Below are 21,578 nucleotides of genomic sequence, written 5' to 3'. Positions count from 1 at the left end.
ATGCGTGTCGCCCTGTACCAATGCCCGCCATTGCCGCTGGATGTGGCCGGCAATCTCAAGCGCCTGCATAGCGTCGCCCATGAGGCGTCCGATGCAGATGTGCTGGTGCTGCCGGAGATGTTCCTCACCGGCTACAACATCGGTGTTGAAGCAGTGGGCGCGCTGGCCGAAGCGCAAGATGGGCCATCGGCACAAACCATTGCCGAACTGGCGCAGAACGCGGGTCTGGCAATTCTGTACGGCTACCCGGAGCGGGCAGAAGATGGGCAGATCTACAATGCCGTGCAACTGATCGACGCCAATGGCCAGCGCCTGTGCAACTACCGCAAGACGCACTTGTTCGGTGATCTCGATCACTCGATGTTCAGCGCCGGCGGCGACGAATTCCCTATCGTCGAGTTGAACGGCTGGAAGCTGGGATTCCTCATCTGCTACGACCTGGAGTTCCCGGAAAACACCCGGCGCCTGGCCCTGGCCGGCGCCGAGTTGATCCTGGTACCGACGGCCAACATGGTGCCCTTCGACTTCGTCGCCGATGTCACCGTGCGGGCACGGGCCTTTGAAAACCAGTGCTATGTGGCCTACGCCAACTATTGCGGGCATGAGGACCAGATCCAGTATTGCGGGCAAAGCAGCATCGCGGCGCCGAATGGCCAACGTGTCGCCCAAGCCGGCCTGGATGAAGCGCTGATCGTCGCCACCCTCGACCGCCAGGCGATGCGCGACGCGCAAGCGGCCAATCACTACCTGGCAGACCGGCGCCCCGAGCTATACGCAGCGCTGCACAAGCACTGACCGCCGCGCTTTGCGCTAGCATAGGCACTTCCTACGTTCTGGAAGTGCTCATGCCTGTGCCGGCCCACCCTCATTATTTACAACTGACCCTGGCCAATGGCCTGCGGGTTTCCCTGCGTCATGCCCCACGCCTCAAGCGCTGTGCAGCAGCCTTGCGGGTAGCGGCTGGCAGCCATGACGCGCCGCTGGCCTGGCCGGGGCTGGCACATTTTCTCGAGCACCTGTTGTTTCTCGGCACCGAGGCTTTTCCTGCACCCGACGGTTTGATGGCTTACGTGCAGCGCCACGGCGGGCAGGTCAACGCCAGTACTCGCGAACGCACCACCGACTTCTTCTTTGAAGTGCCCACCCCAGTGTTTGGCGACGCGCTGCAGCGCCTGGGCGATATGCTCGCCCACCCACGCCTGGCCATGGACGAGCAACTGCGCGAGCGTGAGGTGTTACAGGCGGAGTTTGTCGCCTGGTCCCAGGATGCCGAGGCACAGCTTCAAGTCGCGATACTTGAAGGCCTGGCAACTGGGCATCCGCTGCGGGGGTTTCATGCGGGTAATCGCGACAGCCTGCCGGTGCCACAGGAGGATTTCCAACAAGGGTTGCGCGGGTTTTATCAAGACTTCTATCAAGCCGGGCAAATGACCTTGAGCCTTGCCGGCCCACAGTCGCTCGAGGAGCTGCAAGCCCTGGCCCAGTGCTTTGCCGACAGCCTGCCCTCAGGCCACCTACGCCCGCAGCAGGCGCCACCGGCATTGATGAACGGCGATCAACATCGCTATCAACACCTCGACAAACAGCATCTGCACCACCTCATCGCCTGTAATGCACCCCGTGAAGCCCTGGAGTTCCTCTGCACCTGGCTGAATGCCGAAGCGGCCGGCGGTTTGCTCGCCGAGCTAAAAAGCCGGGAATGGGCCAGCGCGCTACATGCCAAGGTGCTGTACCAATTCGCCGGGCAGGCGCTGCTGGATATCGAATTCACCCTGGGGCCAAAGGGTTCACAACAGGCCCCGGCCATCGAAGCACTGTTAAACGACTGGCTGGGCTTTTTCGCTCACAGCGACTGGACGGCGCTGCGTGAAGAGTACGCTCTGCTGGTCGACCGCCAGCGACAAGTCCGTGGTGCCCTGGCTCTGGCGCGCCAGGACAGTGAACACCTCGAGGCGCAACTTTCCGAGCCGCACTGCCAGGCCCTCAAGGCCATGCTGAATACGCTGCAACCGACACCCGCGCAACAGACCTGGCAACTGCCGCCGAGCAATCCATTCCTGCAACGGGCACCCCAGGAACAACGTCCCGGACTGATTCGTGGCCAGACCAGCGCCCATCGCGGCTTGCGTACCTTTGCCCAGGACCGCTCCCGTGGCCGGCGCGAACTGCCAGGCCTGTCGTTCAGCCAAGCATTGCCTGCCGATAGCGACGAAGGCGCCCTTTACCTGCGCTGGCAACTGGATTCGACCGCGCAGGGCTTGGGCAACAGCCTGCAAACACTGCGGACCAACGCCCGTCAGGCCGGAGTGGAATTATCCTTCGAAGCCGTAGGCAATGACTGGCTGCTGAAAATGAGCGGGCTGCATGAACCGATGCCGGCCATCGTCGAGCAACTGGCACGGGACCTGACCCGGCCCGCTGCCAACCTTTGGCACAACGCACTCGTCAGCCCGGCGCCGCAGATGGCCATTCGCGAACTGCTCAAGGTACTACCGACCTGTTTTGCCGACACCGCTAACGGCAACGCGCTACCTGACCGGTGGGCCACCGCTCGCTGGCAGGGCTTGGGCATGGGCCTGCCGGCTGCGTGCGAAATGGCGATCAAAAATGCGGCGGCACGCCTACCCGGACACTGCACCGACAGTGAACACAAAGCTCTATCCATCAACGGCCAACATCGCTGGCAAACCGTCACAACCGATGGCGACGAAGCGGCCTTGCTGCTGTTTTGCCCGGCCCCCAGCCAATCCCTCGCAGACGAAGCCGACTGGCGGTTGCTCGCTCACCTGGCGCAGGTCCCGTTTTACCAACGCCTACGTGTCGAGTTGCAAGTGGGCTACGCAGTATTCAGTGGCATCCGACAGTTCAATGGGCAAACCGGCCTGCTGTTTGGCGTGCAGTCGCCCAATGTCGCGCTTGCGGGCCTGCTCGAACACATCCAGGCCTTCCTCACGCAACTGCCAGCCTTGATCAAGGGGAACGACGACTTGGGCAACACCACCCTGGCCCAGCAGTTCTCGCCACAGACACTGCCCAACGCCCAAGCCGCCGAGTTGCTCTGGCAGGCGCATTTGGCGGGGCATGGCACGGACTATCTTGAGCAACTGCAACAGCTGATCCAGGCCCGCAACCGTCAGAACCTCGTCGATGCGGCGCAGCAACTCAAGCAAGCCGCCGGCGGCTGGCAGTGCCTGGCCAATGGTGCGGCGGTGGGCGATTGCTGGCAGCAATGAAGCTAATCGTTGCCGATGCTGCAAAAGGCTTTTTCTGCCAAGACAGCGCTAGCTCGGCGAGAAATGGGTAATATTCCCACACACATCTGAACATCTCCGCCAGGAGGTGGACTATATGTATTACTTGGTAGTAAACGTCCCATCCCTTCGTAGGAGTATGAATATGACTTGGTCCAAACCTGCTTACACTGATCTGCGTATCGGTTTTGAAGTCACCATGTACTTCGCCAGCCGCTGATTGCTTTTGTATTGCAATGCAACGCCTCGGCTCGCCGGGGCGTTTTTATTTTGAGTCTTGTGTGAAGGAGCGGCGATGTTTGTCCAGATTCTAGGTTCAGCCGCCGGTGGTGGCTTCCCGCAGTGGAACTGTAACTGTGTGAACTGCGCCGGCTTTCGCGACGGCAGCATGCGTGCCCAGGCGCGCACCCAATCGTCCATCGCCCTCTCCGATGACGGCGTGAACTGGGTGCTGTGCAACGCTTCCCCGGATATCCGCGCCCAATTGCAGGGCTTTGCACCGATGCAACCCGGCCGGGCACTGCGTGATACCGGGATCAGCGCAATCATCTTGATGGACAGCCAGATCGACCACACCACCGGCCTGCTCAGCTTGCGCGAAGGCTGCCCGCACCAGGTGTGGTGTACCGACATGGTCCATGAAGACCTGAGCACCGGTTTCCCGCTGTTCACCATGCTGACCCACTGGAATGGCGGCCTGGATTGGCAGCGCATCGAGCTGGATGCCAGCTTCACCATTCCCGCCTGCCCCAACCTGCGCTTCACCCCGCTGCCCCTGCGCAGTGCCGCGCCGCCCTACTCGCCCCATCGGTTCGACCCGCACCCCGGTGACAATATCGGCCTGATCGTCGAAGACCTGCGCACCGGCGGCAAACTGTTCTATGCCCCCGGCCTGGGCAAAGTGGACGCGCCGCTACTGGAAATCATGGCCGGCAGCGACTGCCTGCTGGTGGACGGCACGATGTGGGATGACGATGAAATGCAGCGCCGTGGCGTCGGCACCCGCACCGGCCGCGAAATGGGCCACCTGGCCCAGAACGGCCCCGGCGGCATGCTAGAGGTCCTGGAGCAACTGCCCCAGCAGCGCAAGGTGCTTATCCACATCAACAACACCAACCCGATCCTCGACGAAGACTCGCCCGAGCGCGCCGAGTTGGCCCGGCGCAATGTAGAAGTAGCCTACGACGGCATGAGCATTGAACTGTAGGAGAGCCCCAATGACCGATACACCGCTGAACCCCGCCGAGTTTGAACAGGCCTTGCGGGCCAAGGGTGCCTTCTACCATATCCACCATCCCTACCACGTGGCGATGTATGAAGGCCGGGCCACCCGCGAGCAGATCCAGGGCTGGGTCGCCAACCGCTTCTACTACCAGGTGAATATCCCACTGAAGGACGCCGCGATCCTGGCCAACTGCCCGGACCGGGAAATCCGCCGCGAGTGGATCCAGCGTTTGCTCGACCATGACGGCGCCCCCGGCGAAGACGGCGGCATCGAAGCCTGGCTGCGCCTGGGTCAGGCAGTGGGCCTAGACCCGGATCAACTGCGCTCCCAGGAACTGGTGCTGCCCGGCGTGCGCTTTGCCGTGGATGCCTACGTCAATTTCGCCCGCCGGGCCAGTTGGCAGGAAGCCGCCAGCAGCTCGCTGACCGAGCTGTTCGCCCCGCAGATCCACCAATCGCGCCTCGATAGCTGGCCCCAGCATTACCCGTGGATCGACCCTGCCGGCTACGAATACTTCCGCACCCGCCTGGGCCAGGCCCGGCGCGATGTCGAACACGGGCTGGCGATCACGCTTACGCACTACACCACCCGCGCCGGCCAGGAGCGGATGCTGGAGATTCTCCAGTTCAAACTGGACATCCTTTGGAGCATGCTCGATGCCATGAGCATGGCCTACGAACTGAACCGCCCGCCCTATCACAGCGTGACCGCGCAGCGGGTCTGGCATAAAGGGATCACCCTATGAGTTTCGACCGCAGCAAAAAACCGACGTGGCGCCAGGGTTATCGCTACCAGTACGAGCCGGCGCAAAAGGGCCATGTGTTGCTGTACCCCGAAGGCATGATCAAGCTCAACGACAGTGCCGCGTTGATTGGTGGCTTGATCGACGGTGAGCGCAGTGTGGCGGCCATCATTGGCGAGCTGGAGCAGCAATTCCCCGGCGTGCCCGAACTCGGTGAAGACATCGAGCAATTCATGGAGGTCGCACGTGCAGAACACTGGATCGAACTTGCCTGACAAGCCCGAGATTGGCCTGCCGCTCTGGTTGCTCGCCGAGCTGACCTATCGCTGCCCGCTGCAATGCCCGTATTGCTCCAACCCGCTGGACTTCGCCGAGCAGGGCAAGGAGTTGAGCACCGAACAATGGATCAAGGTGTTTCGCGAGGCCCGGGAAATGGGCGCGGCGCAATTGGGGTTTTCCGGAGGTGAGCCGCTGGTGCGCCAGGACCTCGCCGAGCTGATCAGTGAAGCCCGCAAGCTGGGGTTCTATACCAACCTGATCACCTCCGGCATCGGCCTGACCGAGCAGAAGATCAGCGACTTCAAAAAGGCCGGCCTGGACCATATCCAGATCAGCTTCCAGGCCAGCGACGAACAGGTGAACAACCTGTTGGCTGGCTCCAAAAAGGCCTTCGCGCAGAAGCTGGAAATGGCCCGGGCAGTGAAAGCCCATGGTTATCCGATGGTGCTGAACTTCGTCACTCATCGACACAATATCGACAAGATCGACCGCATCATCGAGCTGTGTATCGCCCTTGAGGCGGACTTTGTCGAGCTTGCCACCTGCCAGTTCTATGGCTGGGCCCAGCTCAACCGCGTCGGCCTGCTACCTACCCAGGAACAACTGACCCGCGCCGAGCGCATCACCAACGAATACCGCGCCAAGCTGGAAGCGCAAGGTCATCCGTGCAAGCTGATCTTTGTCACACCGGACTACTACGAAGAACGCCCGAAGGCCTGCATGAATGGCTGGGGCAGTATCTTTCTGACAGTAACGCCAGACGGCACCGCCCTACCTTGTCATGGCGCCCGACAGATGCCGGTACAGTTTCCCAATGTGCGCGACCACAGCATGCAGCACATCTGGTACGACTCGTTTGGCTTCAACCGCTTTCGCGGCTACGACTGGATGCCAGAGCCGTGCCGCTCGTGCGACGAGAAAGAAAAGGACTTCGGCGGCTGCCGCTGCCAGGCGTTCATGCTGACCGGTGACGCCAGCAACGCCGACCCGGTGTGCAGCAAGTCTGCCGATCACGGCATCATCCTTAATGCCCGCCTCGAAGCCGAGCACGCCACGCAGACCATCGAGCAATTGGCTTTTCGCAATGAGCGAAACTCACGGCTGATCGCCAAAGGCTGACGGCTCAGCGCTTGGCGATGATGTACACCGCATGCACGATACCTGGGATGTAGCCGCACAGGGTCAACAGGAGATTCAGCCAGAATGCGCCGGCGAAGCCCACTTGCAGGAACACACCCAAGGGCGGCAACAGAATGGCGATGATGATACGAATGAAGTCCATGGGTCAGCTCCAAAAAATCGGCTCGTGTGAGCCGTACAGCTAATCGACCCTGGCCGCGCGTGAGGGTTCAGTGGAATCTGGCACCGGGCCATCCTCCTCAGGCGAGGATGTCCAACCCGTGCTTTTGCACAATGCTCAATAGCTTGAGCGCCATACCACTGGGTTGCTTCTCGCCGGATTCCCATTGCTTGACTGTCGAGGCGCTGGTGTTCAGGTAGCGGGCGAACACCGGCTGGCTGACATGGCTACGTTCGCGCAGCTGCTTGATCTGGGCGGCAGGTATCTGCGCCGGCACAGGCGCAATGCATAGCTCATCGAACTGCCGAAGGGTGGTCTTGCTGATGGCGCCAATCGAATGCAGCGCGCTGGCCGATTGGTGAATGGACGCCAGCGCTTCAGTTTCATATTTTTTGCGCATGATCTATCTCCACAAACTCCCTGAGATCCAGTAATTGCTGGATCTGTATTTCGTTTAAGCCTTCATAGGCCTTTGCCAATGCCCTAAACCCAGCCAATTCCTTGTGGCTGATATTGCTTTGACCTTGCTTGGCGAACAGAAACTGATAAACCCAGTAATGCCTGCCCTTTGCCAAAACGATGGAACGATGCCGGTTGTGATTGAGGCGTTTCTTCCAGACTCCACCACCCAAGTTATCCGCCTGGCCCCTGAGCATTTCGCCAAATGCCTCCCCCAATTCCGAATCGCAGGTCCAGGCTTTGCTGGCGGCATCAGCAAAATGCCGGCTTTTGAACAGTCTGAGCTTCATAGGCATCCCTTCCCCACAAACATACCACCCAGTGGTAGATATTAGAAATAGGGCACACACAAAAATCTCTGCACCCTACCGGCACTCCCTGCCGGCGCCTGCAAAAAAGCCATTTTTTTCGACGGATCTCAAGCCTCCTTTTCAATCCAAAAATGACACACAAAAAAACGCCCCCAGCCAAAAAAATCAGGCTGGAGGCGCCGCGTATAACGCGAGACGGTTCAGGAATAAGGGTTAAACAGCGATGCCCTTGCGGCATTGCAGTTGGGCGGTGTGCACGCGGGAAAACGCGCGGGCCAGACGCAGCAGCATTTCGTCAATATTGCTCTTGCTTAGCGTCAGCGCCGGGGTAAAGCGCAGGCAGTCGGGTTGTGGGGCATTGAGGATCAAGCCTTCGTACAGCGCCGCCTTTACCACGGCATCTGCCGAATCATCCGACAAGGTCAGGCCCCACAACAGGCCCTGGCCTCGCAGTTCGCCCTGTCCATAGCGGTGAGCAACACGGGCCAGGCCTTCTCCCAGGTACTGTGCGGTATCACGTACGTGTTCGAGGAAGCCGTGCCCCAACACGCTATCGAGCACGGCGACGCCGGCCGCAGCCATCAGCGCATTGCCATGATGGGTGCCTTCGAGCTCACCCAGTTCAAAACAACAGGCTTTGCCACGGGCCAGCAACGCCGCCAATGGCACTCCGCCCCCAAGGCCTTTACCCAGGGCGACGATATCGGCGCGCACACCGTAGCGCTGTTCCGCCAGCAAGGTGCCGCAACGCCCGATCCCGGTCTGCACTTCGTCGAGGATCAGCAGGATCCCCAGCTCCCGGCACAGCCGCTCCACCCCCTTGAGGTAATGCTCGGTGGCCGGAACGACGCCGGCGTCGCTCTGGATCGGCTCCAGCATGATCGCCACGGTTTGCGCATCAACGGCGGCATGCAAGGCCGGCAGATCGTTGAACGGTACGTGGCAGAAGCCCGGCAGTTGCGGCTCGAAACGATTGTCGCCAGCACCTGCCGAGGCAGCCAGTGTCGCCAGGCTGCGGCCGTGGCAAGCGTTGCTGGCGGTGATGATGCGATAGGCGCCGCCACGATGCAGTTGGCCCCACTTGCGCGCCAACTTGATGGCCGCTTCGCAGGCTTCTGCACCGCTGTTGAGCAGGTAGGCCTGGTCGCTACCGGTGCTGTGGCACAGGCGGTCCACCAGGTTCAGTTGGCTGCGGTTGTGCAGCCCGATGCCAGGGTTGATCAGCGCTTGCGCCTGGTCAGCCAGCGCACGCACCAGTACCGAGGGGCTATGGCCGAGACTGTTGGCTGCGCCGCCCTGGGTAAAGTCCAGGTAGGCACGGTCTTCGCTGTCCCACAGCCAGGAGCCCTGGCCGCGTACGAAAACCTGTGGCGGACGGGCCACGGTGGGCATCAGGGATTGGCTGGAAAGCTCATCGCGCAGCATCGGTTTTTTCGCGTCCAGTAACAGGTCATCCAGGCTCGGTGCCGGGCGGCGCAGGTTGAACAGATTCATGCCCGCACACCCCGCTGGCTGTTGGCAACCCTCGATTGACGGAAGCCCGGCAAGTCGTTTTTTGCCTTGCCTATGTAAACACCATCGCTGTAAACGGTATTCATCGCGCTTTCTGGCCCTGTAAGCCTTGTGAATAGGCGCTAGACTAGGCGCCTTGGGGGCATACAGCCATTTCGATTTTCCAGCTTTTTCGATAAGTGTTACTTATGGATTTCAAGCAACTGCGTTATTTCGTCGCGGTGTACGAAGAGGGCCATGTCGGCCGGGCTGCCGAGCGCCTGTCGATCTCCCAGCCGGCGCTGTCGCAGCAGATCCGCCAGTTGGAGCAGCACCTGGATGTGAGCCTGTTCGAACGCAGCAGCAAGCGCCTGTTGCCAACCCTGGCCGCCCACACCTTGTACAACCACGCCCTGCCGCTGCTCGATGGTATGCAGCAAGCCGTCGAGGCCCTGCGGCATTTCAAGGGCCAGGCGCTGCGCACCCTGGCCATCGGCGTGCTGCAAACCGTGCATACCAGCCTGGTGCCGCAGATGCTGGAGCGGGTACGCAAGGCCCAGCCGCACCTGGTGGTGCAGATCTACGAGCTGACGGGCCTTGAGATCGAACGCCGCCTGCTCAATGGCTCGCTGGACATTGGCATCAGCTACCTGCCGGCACGCCAGCCCGGTTTGCACGGTGTGCTGCTGTATGAAGATGAACTGAAAGTGGTCATCCCGGCCGACCATCCCTTGCGTGAATTCAAGAAGGTCTCCCTCAAGCAGGCGGCGGAGTTGCCCATGCTGTTGTTGGGCGAAGAGTTCCAGGTCAGGCAGATCTGGCAAGCGCAACTGGCGAACCTGGGACGTCGGCCCCAGGTGCAAGCCGAGCTGAACACTATGGTGGGGATTCTCGACAGCCTGCCCCATACCAAACTGGCGACGGTACTGCCCGGCCGATCACAGGACGAACACAGCAGCCAGGCGCTGCTATGGAAGCCCTTGAGTGAGCCACGGGTGCCGCTGAAGGTGGGGTTGGTGTGCCGGGATGTACAACGTCAGCAGGCAACGTTGGCATTGCTGCGCACCTTGCTCGAAGACGTGATGAATGGTCCACATGGGCCGACGGCCACGGTAGACGGGCTGGCCTGAACTTTTTCGCGGGCAATAAGAAAACCCCGCCGAAGCGGGGCTTTGCAGACTGTTTCCCTGACATCCATTTCACTCCGCCATCCTGGCAGAATCCTACGTGTCCCTGTTGTTGCTTTGCGCTTCCTGCGCGACGTCCATGTGAAGTAGATTAGCTGTGGATCCAATCTGGCGATAGAGGACGATTAGCAGCACGTCATGTAAGAGAATGCTTACACGCCCTCTTCGGCTTAGAACTGCGCTTCGTCCAGCAGGAACAGCGATTCACTGCCGGCCTTCACCGAAGCACTCAAAGAGTGGATACGCGGCAGCAGGCGGGCAAAGTAGAAGCGCGCCGTCCCCAGTTTGCTGGCGTAAAAGTCCTCCTCGGCCTCTTTGCCCAAGGCGGCCTTGGCCATCAGCGCCCACATGTAGGCGTAGGCCATGTAGCCAAAGGCGTGCAGATACTCCACCGAGGCCGCACCGATTTCATTCGGGTTGCTCTTGGCGCGGTCCAGGACCCAGGCAGTCAAGGTGTCGAGTTCGTCCACCGCAGCACTCAGCGGCTGAATGAACTCGGCCAGGTCACTGTTGGCAGTGGCGATGAAATGGCGGATCTCATCGGCGAACAGGGTGTAGAACGCCCCGCCGCTGCCAACGATCTTGCGCCCCATCAAGTCCAGCGCCTGGATGCCGTTAGTGCCTTCGTAGATCTGAGTGATGCGCACATCCCGCACCAACTGCTCCTGACCCCACTCGCGAATATAGCCATGACCGCCGAAAATCTGCTGGCCGTGCACGGTGGTTTCCAGGCCCAGGTCGGTGAGGAACGCCTTGGAAACCGGGGTCAGCAGCGCCACCAGGTCATCTGCGCGCTTGCGGGTCGCGGCGTCTTCGCTGAACTTGGCGGTGTCCAGTTGCATCGCCACGTAAGTGGAGAACGCCCGGCCGCCTTCGTTCGCGGCCTTCATGGTCAGCAACATGCGACGCACGTCAGGGTGGTTGATGATCGGGTCGGCGATCTTGTCCTTGGCCTTGGGGCCGGTCGGCGAGCGGCTTTGCAGGCGGTCACGCGCATATTCGACCGCGTTCTGGTAAGAGCGCTCGCCGGTCGCCAGGCCCTGGATACCGACACCCAGGCGCTCATAGTTCATCATGGTGAACATCGCCGCCAGGCCACGGTTCGGCTCGCCAACCAGATAGCCAACGGCTTCGTCGAAGTTCATTACACAGGTCGCGGAGGCCTGGATCCCCATCTTGTGCTCGATCGAGCCACAGGTCACCGGGTTGCGCGCGCCCAGGCTGCCATCGGCATTGACCATGAACTTGGGCACCAGGAACAACGAGATGCCCTTCGGCCCGGCCGGGGCGTCCGGCAGCTTGGCCAGCACCAGGTGGATGATGTTTTCGGTGAGGTCGTGTTCGCCACCGGTGATAAAGATCTTGGTGCCGCTGACCTTGTAGGAACCGTCCGCCTGCGGCTCGGCCTTGGTACGAATAATCCCCAGGTCGGTACCGGCATGGGGCTCGGTCAGGCACATGGAACCGGCCCACACACCCGAGTACATATTCGGCAGATAAGTGGCTTTCAGTTCGTCACTGGCGTGGGTGTTGATCGACACGCAGGCGCCGGACGTCAGCATCGGGTACAGGCCAAACGCCAGGCCCGAGGAGTTGATCATCTCTTCGACCTGGGCCGAGACCGCCTTGGGCATGCCCATGCCGCCGTAGGCAGGATCGCCACCTACGCCCACCCAGCCGCCTTCGGCGTAGGTCTTGTAGGCCTCGGGGAACCCGGCCGGGGTGGTGACCACGCCGTTGTCCCAGCGGCAACCTTCCTCGTCGCCATTCCGGCTCAACGGGGCGATGGTCTTGGCGGTGACTTTACCGGCCTCCTCAAGGATCGCCTCGACGGTTTCAGCATCCACGGTCTCGGCCAGGGCCGGCAATTGCGCCCACAGCTTGGCAACCTCGAATACTTCGTTGAGGACGAAGCGCATATCGCGCAGCGGCGCTTTGTAGTCAGCCATGGCAAACCTCGTGAGAACGTTAAAAGTGATTCGGTAGGATCGGTTTCACAGACCCAGAGTGTAACCGAACAACTTTTGTGACACATAGGGTCTGCTTGTGACCAATTGGTATTTTACAGTCACGCCAACAGTTATAAGGCGAACAATTCGGCCGGCAAACTCATCAGGCAATCACTGCCCGCCTCCACCGCCGCACGATGGGCACTGGTGCGCGGCAACAGGCGCTTGAAATAAAACTCACAGGTCACCAGCTTGCCCCGGGCGTAATCCCCATCGCCACTGCCCGCGTCCAATTGCGCCTGGGCCACCAGGGCCATGCGCAACCACAGGTAGGCATGGATGATGTAACCGCTGTACATCAAATAATCCAGGGCGGCGGCGCCGACTTCATCAGGGTTTTTCATCGCGGCCATGCCGACCTTGGTGGTCAACTCGCCCCATTGCTGGTTCAGCTCGTTGAGCTGTGCAACCTGGGCCTTGAGTTGCGGGTGCTCGGCATTCGCCGCACAGAACTTATGCACAATCTTGGTAAAGCCGCGCAGCAACTTGCCCTGGCTGCCCAGCACCTTGCGCCCCAGCAAATCCAGGGCCTGGATGCCATTGGTGCCTTCATAGATCGGCGCGATGCGACAATCGCGCACCAACTGTTCCATGCCCCACTCGCGGATAAAACCGTGGCCGCCGAACACCTGCATGCCGTGGTTGGTCACTTCCAGGCCGGTCTCGGTCATAAAGGCTTTGCAGATCGGCGTGAGGAACGCCAGCAAATCCTCGGCTTCCTGGCGTTGCTGCGGGTCGTCGCTCAGGTGTGCGGTGTCCAGCAGTTTCGCGGTGAAGTACGTCAGGGCGCGGTTGCCTTCATTGAAGGCTTTCATGGTCAGCAACATGCGCCGCACATCGGGATGCACGATGATCGGGTCCGCCGGTTTGTCCGGGGCCTTGGCGCCGGTCAGGGCGCGCATCTGCAGGCGGTCGTTGGCGTACTTGATCGCGCCCTGGAAGCTCGCTTCACCCAGGCACAGCCCCTGCATGCCGGTGCCCAGGCGCGCATGGTTCATCATGGTGAACATGCAATTGAGGCCTTTGTTGGCCTCGCCGATCAGATAGCCCTCGGCACCATCGAAATTCAGCACGCAGGTGGCCGAAGCCTTGATCCCCATCTTGTGCTCGATGGAGCCGCAACTGACGCCATTACGCGCCCCGCTATCGGCGAGGAACTTGGGCACGATAAACAGCGAAATACCCTTGGTGCCAGCAGGCGCATCCGGCAACTTGGCCAACACCAGGTGGATGATGTTTTCACTCATGTCGTGCTCGCCGGCCGAGATGAAGATCTTGCTGCCGGTCACCGCGTAGCTGCCATTGGCCTGGGGCACAGCGCGGGTCTTGATGATGCCAAGGTCAGTGCCACAGTGGGCTTCGGTCAGGCACATGGTGCCCGTCCACTGGCCGGCGGTGAGCTTGGTCAGGTAGGTGTCTTTCTGCTCTTGAGTGCCATGGGCGTGGATCGCCGACATGGCGCCGTGGGTCAAGCCGGGGTACATGCCCCAGGAGGTGTTGCTGGAGCCGATCATCTCGCTGAGCACCAAGCCCAGGGAGGACGGCAAGCCCTGCCCGCCGTAGGCCGGATCCGCCGCCAGGCCGTGCCAGCCGCCTTCGACGTATTGCGCGAACGCTTCCTTGAAACCTTTGGGTGTGGTCACCACGCCATTGTCGAAATGGCAGCCCTCTTCGTCCCCCGGGCGGTTCAACGGCGCCAGCACGTTCTCGCAGAACCTCGCGCCTTCTTCGAGGATCGCGCTGACCATGTCCGGGCTAGCCTCGGTGGCGCCCAGGGCAGCGTAGTGAGCGGGGAAATCAAACACGTGATCAATCAGAAAGCGCATATCGCGCAGGGGAGCTTTATAGGCAGGCATGGTGATGTCTCCGGCGGCAGATGACTCAAACCTACTGCCGCCAGGAGCCCCGGACAATCACTGTACAGACGCTGAATACACCACCATCACTCAACCGGCAGCGCCCTGCATGCGCACCGCGCCACGGCGGTTCTGGCCGGCCGCCACCACACAGTTGCGCCCGGCGCCCTTGGCGTTGTACAGCGCCTGGTCGGCGGACTTGAGCACTTCTTCGGGGGTGCGCTGCTCGGCCTGGCGCTCGGCGACGCCGATGCTCACGGTCACCGACACACTGTTCGCACCCGTGCCGGAACGGCGCTGGCGCCCCTGGTGATCGTCCTGGGGGCGGCTGTCGGGGTTACGCAACTTGATGTGGTAGTTGGCAATGATCTCGCGGATTTCTTCCAGGTGCGGCAGGCATTCATCCAGGGTCTTGCCGGCAAACACCACGGCAAACTCTTCGCCACCATACCGATAGGCCCGGCCGCCGCCGCTGACTTTCGACAGTTTGCTGGCGACCAGCCGCAGCACCTGGTCACCGACGTCGTGACCATGGGTGTCGTTGAATCGCTTGAAGTGGTCGACGTCGCTCATCGCCAGCACATAGTTGCGCCCCAGGCGCTGCATACGCTCGTTGAGGGCGCGGCGTCCGGGCAGGCCGGTGAGTTCATCGCGAAAGGCCATCTGATAGGCCTCGTGGGACACACCTGCAGCAATCATCAACATCACCTGGCTGCACATGATGTTCAGGGTGAACGGCAGGATAAAGGTCTGCGGCAACATCCAGAACATCCCCAGCAATCCCACCAGCTGTGCCGCATGCAACGGCCGCGGTTCGCGCCAGTACTGGGCCGCCAGTGCGACAAAGCCCAGCAGGAACATAGGGTACGACAGTTGGATCAAGCTCATCCACGCGCCATGCAATGCCGGCCAGCGAATTTCCGCCAGCCAGTTGAGCAACGGCCCCGGGTAACTCTGCTCCAGGCCCAGGGCCACGCTGCCTACGGCGAGCAGCACCGCGCAGCGTGCGACAAAGTCGCGGAACAGGTGGGTTTTCTCCTGCCACAGGGCATAAATGCTGAACAGCATCGGCAACAGCAGGCACACCAGATGGAACACCACGGCGGCGTCTTCGCGCACACGGCCATGGTCGCGGTAGAAATCAGTCTGGGTGTCCAGCAGGAAGTAGGCGACATACACCGTCACCATCAAGAACAGCTCACGCTGGCGACGGTACACCGTGCAATAGGCCCCTCCGAGCAACAGTACCAAGGTCGGCAGGACATTGAACAACGAGGTGAAGAAGACGTTGAGGTCCTTGACGTAAGCAGCCGACAACCCCGCCAGCAATAACAGCAACGACGGTAGGAAATGACTGAAACGTACAGCAGACGCGCGCGACAAGGGTAAAGCTCCGACCCATAAAAAAGATGGCACAGTGCCTTCACCGAACACAGTTAAGCACACTCAATGTGACCTGTATCACATTGCCACCACTGTAACGGCAGCCAAGCGCAATCCCTGAGCGCGCTACTCAGGTTTTTTCATGCGCCCACAAAAAAGCCGCCGCTCCCGAAAGAGCGGCGGCTTGGCAGGGAACCCGCCGAGGCTTAGTAGCCCAGGTCGAAATTCTCTTCTTTCATGTCCATCAGGTTGTTGGCACCCGACAGCATGGTGGCTACGTGGGTGCGGGTACGCGGCAGGATGCGCTGGAAGTAGAAGCGTGCAGTCTGCAGCTTGGCGGTGTAGAAGCCTTCTTCGCTGGTGCCGGCAGCCAGTTTTTCAGCAGCCAGGCGCGCCATCTCGGCCCAGAAGTACGCCAGGCAGGCATAACCGGAGTACATCAGGTAGTCCACGGACGCGGCACCGACTTCTTCACGGTCCTTCATGGCAGCCATGCCGACCTTCATGGTCAACTCGCCCCATTCCTTGTTCAGGGCAGCCAACGGTGCGACAAACTCGCTGACCGCTGCGTTGCCTTCGTTGGCCTGGCAGAACTTGTGCACGATCTTGGTGAAGCCCTTGAGCGCTTCGCCCTGGGTCATCAGCACTTTACGGCCGAGCAGGTCCAGGGCCTGGATGCCCGTGGTGCCTTCGTACAGCATCGAAATGCGGCTGTCGCGAACGTTCTGCTCCATGCCCCACTCGGCGATGAAACCGTGGCCGCCGTAGATCTGTACGCCGTGGTTGGCGGACTCAAAACCGACTTCGGTCATGAACGCCTTGGCGATCGGGGTCATGAACGCCAGCAGGCCATCTGCCTGTTTCTTGGCTTCGTCGTCGGTGCCGTACTTGACGATATCCACTTGCTTGGCGGTGAAGTACACCATCGCACGGTTGCCTTCGGCGAAGGCTTTCATGGTCAGCAGCATGCGGCGCACATCAGGGTGCACGATGATCGGGTCAGCGGCCTTGTCCGGCGCTTTCGGGCCAGTCAGGGAGCGCATCTGCAGACGGTCACGCGCATATTTCAGGCCACCCTGGAAACCGATCTCGGCGTGGGCCAGGCCTTGCAGTGCGGTACCCAGACGAGCGGTGTTCATAAAGGTGAACATGCAGTTCAGGCCTTTGTTCGCCGGGCCGATCAGGTAGCCGGTGGCCGCGTCGAAGTTCATTACGCAGGTGGCGTTGCCGTGGATGCCCATCTTGTGTTCCAGGGAACCACAGGACACCGCGTTGCGCTCACCCACCGAACCATCGGCGTTGGGCAGGAACTTAGGCACGATAAACAGCGAAATGCCTTTGGTGCCAGCCGGAGCATCCGGCAGGCGGGCCAGTACGATGTGGACGATGTTATCGGCCATGTCGTGTTCACCGGCCGAGATGAAGATCTTGGTCCCGGAGACTTTGTAGGAACCGTCGGCCTGAGGCTCGGCCTTGGTGCGCAGCATGCCCAGGTCGGTGCCGCAGTGCGGTTCGGTCAGGCACATGGTGCCGGTCCACTCGCCCGAGACCAGTTTGGTCAGGTAGGCATCCTGCTGCTCGGGGGTACCGTGCTCGGAAATGGTGTTCATCGCGCCATGGGACAGGCCTGGGTACATGCCCCACGACCAGTTGGCTTCACCGACCATCTCGCTGACGGCCAGGCCCAGGGATTCCGGCAGGCCTTGGCCGCCGTGCGCGACGTCGTGGGCCAGGCTCGGCCAGCCGCCTTCGACGAATTGCTTGTAGGCTTCTTTGAAACCAGTAGGGGTTTTAACGCCTGACTCGCTCCAGGTGCACCCTTCGATGTCACCGACGCGGTTCAACGGGGCCAGCACTTGCTCGCAAAACTTGGCGCCTTCTTCGAGAATGGCGTCAACCATGTCTGGGGTAGCGTCCTGGCAAGCCGGCAGACTCTGATAGTGCGCTTCGTAGCCGAGCAGTTCGTCACGAACGAAGCGAATATCACGCAAGGGGGCCTTGTAGTCAGGCATAGCGATAAACCTCTGCTGATGAATCCTGGAATGAACAACCGCGTGGATTTGTTGTAGCGGTCAAACAGTTGTTTGAAACATACGTTTACGCCCAATCCTTGTCAAGCGCCCAGCGGATGCCGTTTGTCATGACGCAGGTCAACGCCAGGCGCGACGAGGCCTGCAGCGTGATGCCGCACGACGTTTCAACGAGAGGAAGATGGGAGAATCAGGCGGTTGTGGCGAACGGGCTTGCCACAGGAAAAGCTCCCGCCATATGGCGAGGGGGGGATCAGGCGTAGGTGTCGATCAACGTGCCGAGCATTTCGTCGGAAGCTTTGGCGACTTTTGCGCCCAGCTCCACCTGAAACTTGCCTTCGGCCAGTTCCACCATATTGCTCGCCGAGTCGGTCGGCTGGCCGCGATTGACCGCCTGCAAGCGATCATTCTGGGCATCCGAAGGCTGGCCGGTGGCGGCACTGGCGATTTTGCCGGCGGCCTGGTCGACACGGTTCTGCCCGGCCTGAATAGTGCTCAGGCCTGAATAAAACGCACTGCTTCCAGAGATTTCCATGGCGAACCTGCCTTGCAATAAATCGTGAACCCTTATTGAAGCAGACAATCTGGCAAAAGGCCCGTCAATAACACTAATGGCATAATGCCTTATCGCTAGGAAAAACTAATCAAGCAAGTCCAGTTGCAGGTACCCGGCCACTGCTTCCGCCGTGGGCTGCTTGAGCCTTGGCACTCGGCCCAGGCAGGGCGCCGGCAGGCGTTCGGCCAAGGTGGCGAGGTTTTCTTCCAGACGGGAGGTCTTCGGGTCGATGATATTGGCCACCCACCCCGCCAGCGGTAAACCGTCCCGGGCGATGGCTTCGGCGCTCAACAACGCATGATTGATGCAGCCCAGACGCACGCCCACCACCAGGATCACCGGCAGCCCCAAGGCCTTGGCCAGGTCGGACAGGTTGTGCTGATCGGCCAGCGGCACGCGCCAGCCGCCTGCGCCTTCGATCAAGGTGAAGTCCGCGTGTTTATCGAGGATGTGCCGCATTGGCTTGAGCAGCGCTTGCACGGTCAACGCCACACCGGCTTCACGGGCCGCCAGGTGCGGCGCGATGGCGGGCTCGAAGGCCAGTGGATTGACCTCGGCATAAGCCAGCGGCAACGAGCACTCGGCCAGCAAGGCCAGGGCATCGGCGTTGCGCAAGCCACGGGAGGTCACTTCGCAGCCCGAGGCCACCGGCTTGCCGGCGGCCGTGCTCTTGCCTGCTTGCCGTGCGGCATGCAGCAGGCCTGCGGCGACGGTGGTCTTGCCGACATCGGTGTCCGTGCCGGAGATGAAATAGGCGGCGCTCATAATGGTTTCTCCAATACGGCGTACACGACTTGATAGGTTGCCGGCAGCCCCTGGGTCTGGCGAAACTGCTCGTAGGCCTGCACCAGTGCAACAACCCGTGCCCGGCCCGTCAAGCCACCGGGGCGCCCCGGGTTCAGATTGTGCGCGCCCAATGCTTTCAATTCGTGGGTCAGGCTGCGCACATCCGGGTAATGCAACACATGGGCACGTTGCTCCAGGCTGACCACACGCAAGCCACTGTCCGCACACAGCTGTTGATAAGTACTGAACGGGCGGAAGCGATTGACGTGCACCATCCCATCCGCCGCCCGCCAGCTTTCGCGCAGTTCGTCCAGGGTGCCGACGCACAGGCTGGCAAACGCCAGCACACCGCCAGGCTGCAGCACGCGCCGGGCTTCACTGAGCACCGCGGCAAAATCGGCACACCACTGCACTGCCAGGCTGGAGAAGATCAACTCGCAGCTTGCATCCTGTAACGGCAAGCGCTCGGCATCCCCGGCAATAAAGTACTCAGCACCGCCCAATGGCCGGGCGTGATTAAGCATGCCTTCGGCGATATCCAGCGCCAGGCCCTGGCCCTCGGGGAATACACTGTTTAATGCGCGGCTGAAATACCCGGTGCCGCACCCCAGGTCCAACCAGCGCTGGGGAAGCAAGGCTGACGGCAGACGGGACAGCAGTTCGCCGCCCACATCACGCTGCAACGCGGCCACGCTGTCATAACTGGCCGCAGCCCTGGAAAACGACGCCGCGACCTGGCGCTTGTCGGGCAAGGCGCCCGGCAGTGGAGGATGGGACAAATCAGTCATCACCACACTCATGCAAAAAAGCCTGGATCGCCCCCGCCACTCCGTGGGGGTTGTCCAGTAGGAAAGCGTGGCCGGCCTGTTCAATCAGACCGACTTCGACATCTGGCAGCAACTTCAACAACTCAATAGCCGCCTCACAGGGCACCAACTCATCCAGGCCGGCAAACAGATGCAACTGCGGGCCACGAAAGGCCTGCAAGGCCTCGCGAGTATCCAGTTGCGCGAGCAGTTCAAGGCCGCTCATCAGCACACTGGAGGGGGTAGCCGGCGCGCTGCTGACCAGCAAGCGCGCAATGCCCCGTGGGTCTTGCGTGCCCTTGGCGCACAGCAGGCCGAAACGTTTGAGGGTGACTTGTGAGTCGGCATGGCAACCGGCCAGGAATGCATCGAAAGTCTGCGCCTGCATCGCGCTGGGCCAGCCCTCATGCGCCACAAAACATGGGTTGCTGGCCAAGGTCAGCAGGCCACAGCAGCGCTCGCCACGCCGTGCCGCCAACTCAGAGGCGAGCATCCCGCCCAACGACCAGCCGCCCAGCCAGGCGTTATCGGGCAAGGTGGCGTCGAGTTCGTCGAGCCATTCGTCGAGGTCGCTGCCCGCCAGCGCCGGCAACGGTTCGATATCTACCCGCAGGTGCTCGTCCAAACCGCGCAAGGCGGCGGCCAAAGGCTCCAGCGGCGAGACACCCAGGCCCCAGCCGGGGAGCAATATCAGTCGATCACGCATGGTCGGACTCCCGGCCTGACAAACGGAAACACGTGTCCAATGCGTCTAACAATAGTCGTACCTGCGCCTCGCTGTGGGCGGCGGTCAAGGTCACGCGCAAGCGCGCGCTGCCGGCCGGCACCGTGGGCGGGCGGATGGCCGTGACCATGATCCCGCGTTCGCGCAGCATCTGAGACAGGCGCATCGCCCGGGCACTGTCGCCAATCATGATTGGCTGGATCGGCGTGAAGCTGTCCATCAGCTCCAGGCCGATCTGCTCGGCGCCCTGGCGGAACTGGCGGATCAGCGTGCGCAGATGCTCGCGTCGCCAGTGCTCGCTGCGCAGCAGCTCCAGACTTTTCAGGGTCGCGCAGGCCAGCGCCGGCGGTTGGCTGGTGGTGTAGATGTATGGGCGGGCGAACTGGATCAGGCTTTCGATCAGTTCCTCACTGCCAGCCACAAACGCCCCGGCGGTGCCGAAGGCCTTGCCCAGGGTGCCGACCAACACCGGCACATCCTCCTGGCTCAGGCCGAAATGCTCGACAATCCCGCCCCCCGTGGCGCCCAACGGACCGAAGCCATGGGCGTCATCCACCATCAGCCAGGCGCCCTTGGCCCGGGTTTCGCGGGCCAGCGCCGGCAGGTCCGCCAGGTCGCCGTCCATGCTGAACACACCGTCGGTGACCACCAGGGTATTGCCGCTGGCTTTTTCCAGGCGCTTGGCCAGGCTGAGCGCATCGTTGTGCAGATAGCGATTGAATCGTGCCCCGGAGAGCAAACCCGCATCTAGCAGGGACGCGTGGTTGAGGCGGTCTTCGAGCACCGTATCGCCCTGCCCCACCAATGCGGTGACGGTGCCGAGGTTGGCCATATATCCGGTGGTGAACAACAAGGCACGCGGGCGCCCGGTGAACTCGGCCAGGGCCTCCTCCAACTCATGATGCGGGGTGCTATGACCGACCACCAGGTGCGAAGCCCCGCCGCCGACGCCCCAGCGGGAAGCCCCGGCCTGCCAGGCTTCGATGACTTGCGGATGATTGGCCAGGCCCAGGTAGTCGTTATTGCAAAAGGCCAATAGCGGCTTGCCGTCTACCACCACCTGCGGCCCCTGGGGGCTTTGCAGCAGTGGGCGCTGGCGATAGAGATGGTCTGTACGGCGGGCAGCGAGGCGCGCGGCGAGATCGAAAGACATGCTGGCCTCGGTAGATCAGGTTGAACTCGA

The 21,578-nt window shown here is 61.5% G+C and carries 21 protein-coding genes; 8 read left to right on the top strand and 13 right to left on the bottom strand.

From position 1 onward, the window contains the following. The 7 genes from HBR94_RS16445 (at position 1) to pqqE (ending at position 6,616) form a co-directional block, all read left to right on the top strand. A complete protein-coding gene (locus tag HBR94_RS16445; protein ID WP_057440304.1) occupies positions 1-795 on the top strand; it encodes a carbon-nitrogen hydrolase family protein in 795 nt (264 codons plus the stop codon). A gap of 50 nt (positions 796-845) precedes the next feature. Further along, positions 846-3,233 carry a pyrroloquinoline quinone biosynthesis protein PqqF gene (gene pqqF / locus HBR94_RS16440; protein ID WP_170045205.1) on the top strand — a complete coding sequence of 796 codons (2,388 nt, stop codon included), beginning with the start codon at positions 846-848 and terminating at the stop codon, positions 3,231-3,233. Positions 3,234-3,396: 163 nt separating this feature from the next. Then, on the top strand, positions 3,397-3,471 hold the full coding sequence (pqqA, locus tag HBR94_RS16435; protein WP_003194766.1) for a pyrroloquinoline quinone precursor peptide PqqA: 75 nt from the start codon (positions 3,397-3,399) through the stop codon (positions 3,469-3,471). A 75-nt stretch (positions 3,472-3,546) separates the two neighbouring features. Beyond that, positions 3,547-4,458 (top strand): pyrroloquinoline quinone biosynthesis protein PqqB, encoded by a 912-nt coding sequence (gene pqqB, locus HBR94_RS16430; protein ID WP_170045204.1) that lies wholly within the window; start codon positions 3,547-3,549, stop codon positions 4,456-4,458. A 10-nt stretch (positions 4,459-4,468) separates the two neighbouring features. Continuing rightward, positions 4,469-5,221 carry a pyrroloquinoline-quinone synthase PqqC gene (gene pqqC, locus HBR94_RS16425; RefSeq protein ID WP_057960803.1) on the top strand — a complete coding sequence of 251 codons (753 nt, stop codon included), beginning with the start codon at positions 4,469-4,471 and terminating at the stop codon, positions 5,219-5,221. Then, complete coding sequence (pqqD, locus tag HBR94_RS16420) at positions 5,218-5,493, top strand: pyrroloquinoline quinone biosynthesis peptide chaperone PqqD (RefSeq protein WP_032858571.1); 276 nt, start codon at positions 5,218-5,220, stop codon at positions 5,491-5,493. The genes pqqC and pqqD overlap by 4 nt, the downstream gene beginning before the upstream one ends. Continuing rightward, complete coding sequence (gene pqqE / locus HBR94_RS16415) at positions 5,465-6,616, top strand: pyrroloquinoline quinone biosynthesis protein PqqE (protein ID WP_170045203.1); 1,152 nt, start codon at positions 5,465-5,467, stop codon at positions 6,614-6,616. Before pqqD ends, pqqE begins: the two co-directional genes overlap by 29 nt. 4 nt (positions 6,617-6,620) lie before the next feature. Here pqqE and HBR94_RS16410 read toward each other — a convergent pair whose 3' ends face one another. From HBR94_RS16410 to HBR94_RS16395, 4 genes are all read right to left on the bottom strand, one after another. Further along, positions 6,621-6,779 carry a YqaE/Pmp3 family membrane protein gene (locus HBR94_RS16410; RefSeq protein WP_081044318.1) on the bottom strand — a complete coding sequence of 53 codons (159 nt, stop codon included), beginning with the start codon at positions 6,777-6,779 and terminating at the stop codon, positions 6,621-6,623. Between the two features lie 97 nt (positions 6,780-6,876). Continuing rightward, entirely contained in the window at positions 6,877-7,197 is a 321-nt protein-coding gene (locus HBR94_RS16405) for a DNA-binding transcriptional regulator (RefSeq protein ID WP_170045202.1), read from the bottom strand. Continuing rightward, positions 7,181-7,546, bottom strand: coding sequence for a type II toxin-antitoxin system RelE/ParE family toxin (locus tag HBR94_RS16400; protein ID WP_057440298.1), 366 nt, complete (start codon positions 7,544-7,546; stop codon positions 7,181-7,183). Before HBR94_RS16400 ends, HBR94_RS16405 begins: the two co-directional genes overlap by 17 nt. 234 nt (positions 7,547-7,780) lie before the next feature. Beyond that, positions 7,781-9,061 (bottom strand): aminotransferase class III-fold pyridoxal phosphate-dependent enzyme, encoded by a 1,281-nt coding sequence (locus HBR94_RS16395; protein ID WP_057440297.1) that lies wholly within the window; start codon positions 9,059-9,061, stop codon positions 7,781-7,783. Between the two features lie 206 nt (positions 9,062-9,267). Between HBR94_RS16395 and HBR94_RS16390 the strand changes: the two genes are divergently transcribed. Further along, positions 9,268-10,188, top strand: a complete 921-nt coding sequence (locus HBR94_RS16390; RefSeq protein WP_057960806.1) for a LysR family transcriptional regulator — start codon at positions 9,268-9,270, stop codon at positions 10,186-10,188. A gap of 227 nt (positions 10,189-10,415) precedes the next feature. On the opposite strand, the gene HBR94_RS16385 is transcribed toward HBR94_RS16390, so the two are convergent. The 9 genes from HBR94_RS16385 to bioF all read right to left on the bottom strand — a co-directional run bounded on the left by HBR94_RS16385 (position 10,416) and on the right by bioF (position 21,548). Continuing rightward, complete coding sequence (locus tag HBR94_RS16385; protein WP_057960807.1) at positions 10,416-12,194, bottom strand: acyl-CoA dehydrogenase C-terminal domain-containing protein; 1,779 nt, start codon at positions 12,192-12,194, stop codon at positions 10,416-10,418. Between the two features lie 131 nt (positions 12,195-12,325). Next, positions 12,326-14,110 carry an acyl-CoA dehydrogenase C-terminal domain-containing protein gene (locus HBR94_RS16380; protein ID WP_170045201.1) on the bottom strand — a complete coding sequence of 595 codons (1,785 nt, stop codon included), beginning with the start codon at positions 14,108-14,110 and terminating at the stop codon, positions 12,326-12,328. Between the two features lie 90 nt (positions 14,111-14,200). After that, positions 14,201-15,493, bottom strand: a complete 1,293-nt coding sequence (locus HBR94_RS16375) for a GGDEF domain-containing protein (protein ID WP_057960809.1) — start codon at positions 15,491-15,493, stop codon at positions 14,201-14,203. A 206-nt stretch (positions 15,494-15,699) separates the two neighbouring features. Next, positions 15,700-17,505 (bottom strand): phenylacyl-CoA dehydrogenase, encoded by a 1,806-nt coding sequence (locus tag HBR94_RS16370; RefSeq protein ID WP_057440295.1) that lies wholly within the window; start codon positions 17,503-17,505, stop codon positions 15,700-15,702. A 271-nt stretch (positions 17,506-17,776) separates the two neighbouring features. Further along, positions 17,777-18,058 carry a hypothetical protein gene (locus HBR94_RS16365; protein ID WP_057960810.1) on the bottom strand — a complete coding sequence of 94 codons (282 nt, stop codon included), beginning with the start codon at positions 18,056-18,058 and terminating at the stop codon, positions 17,777-17,779. A 105-nt stretch (positions 18,059-18,163) separates the two neighbouring features. Then, on the bottom strand, positions 18,164-18,844 hold the full coding sequence (gene bioD / locus HBR94_RS16360) for a dethiobiotin synthase (protein WP_170045200.1): 681 nt from the start codon (positions 18,842-18,844) through the stop codon (positions 18,164-18,166). Then, a complete protein-coding gene (bioC, locus tag HBR94_RS16355) occupies positions 18,841-19,653 on the bottom strand; it encodes a malonyl-ACP O-methyltransferase BioC (RefSeq protein ID WP_128593321.1) in 813 nt (270 codons plus the stop codon). The genes bioD and bioC overlap by 4 nt, the downstream gene beginning before the upstream one ends. Then, positions 19,646-20,377: an alpha/beta fold hydrolase gene (locus HBR94_RS16350; RefSeq protein WP_170045199.1), complete on the bottom strand. Its 732-nt coding sequence runs from the start codon at positions 20,375-20,377 to the stop codon at positions 19,646-19,648. The genes bioC and HBR94_RS16350 overlap by 8 nt, the downstream gene beginning before the upstream one ends. Then, on the bottom strand, positions 20,370-21,548 hold the full coding sequence (gene bioF / locus HBR94_RS16345; protein WP_170045198.1) for an 8-amino-7-oxononanoate synthase: 1,179 nt from the start codon (positions 21,546-21,548) through the stop codon (positions 20,370-20,372). Before bioF ends, HBR94_RS16350 begins: the two co-directional genes overlap by 8 nt. Positions 21,549-21,578 lie beyond the last annotated feature (30 nt).

Origin of the sequence: Pseudomonas sp. WS 5412 (assembly GCF_012985615.1) — a bacterium.
GTDB classification, from domain to species: domain Bacteria; phylum Pseudomonadota; class Gammaproteobacteria; order Pseudomonadales; family Pseudomonadaceae; genus Aquipseudomonas; species Aquipseudomonas shahriarae.
This window is presented reverse-complemented; position numbering and strand designations above follow the sequence as displayed.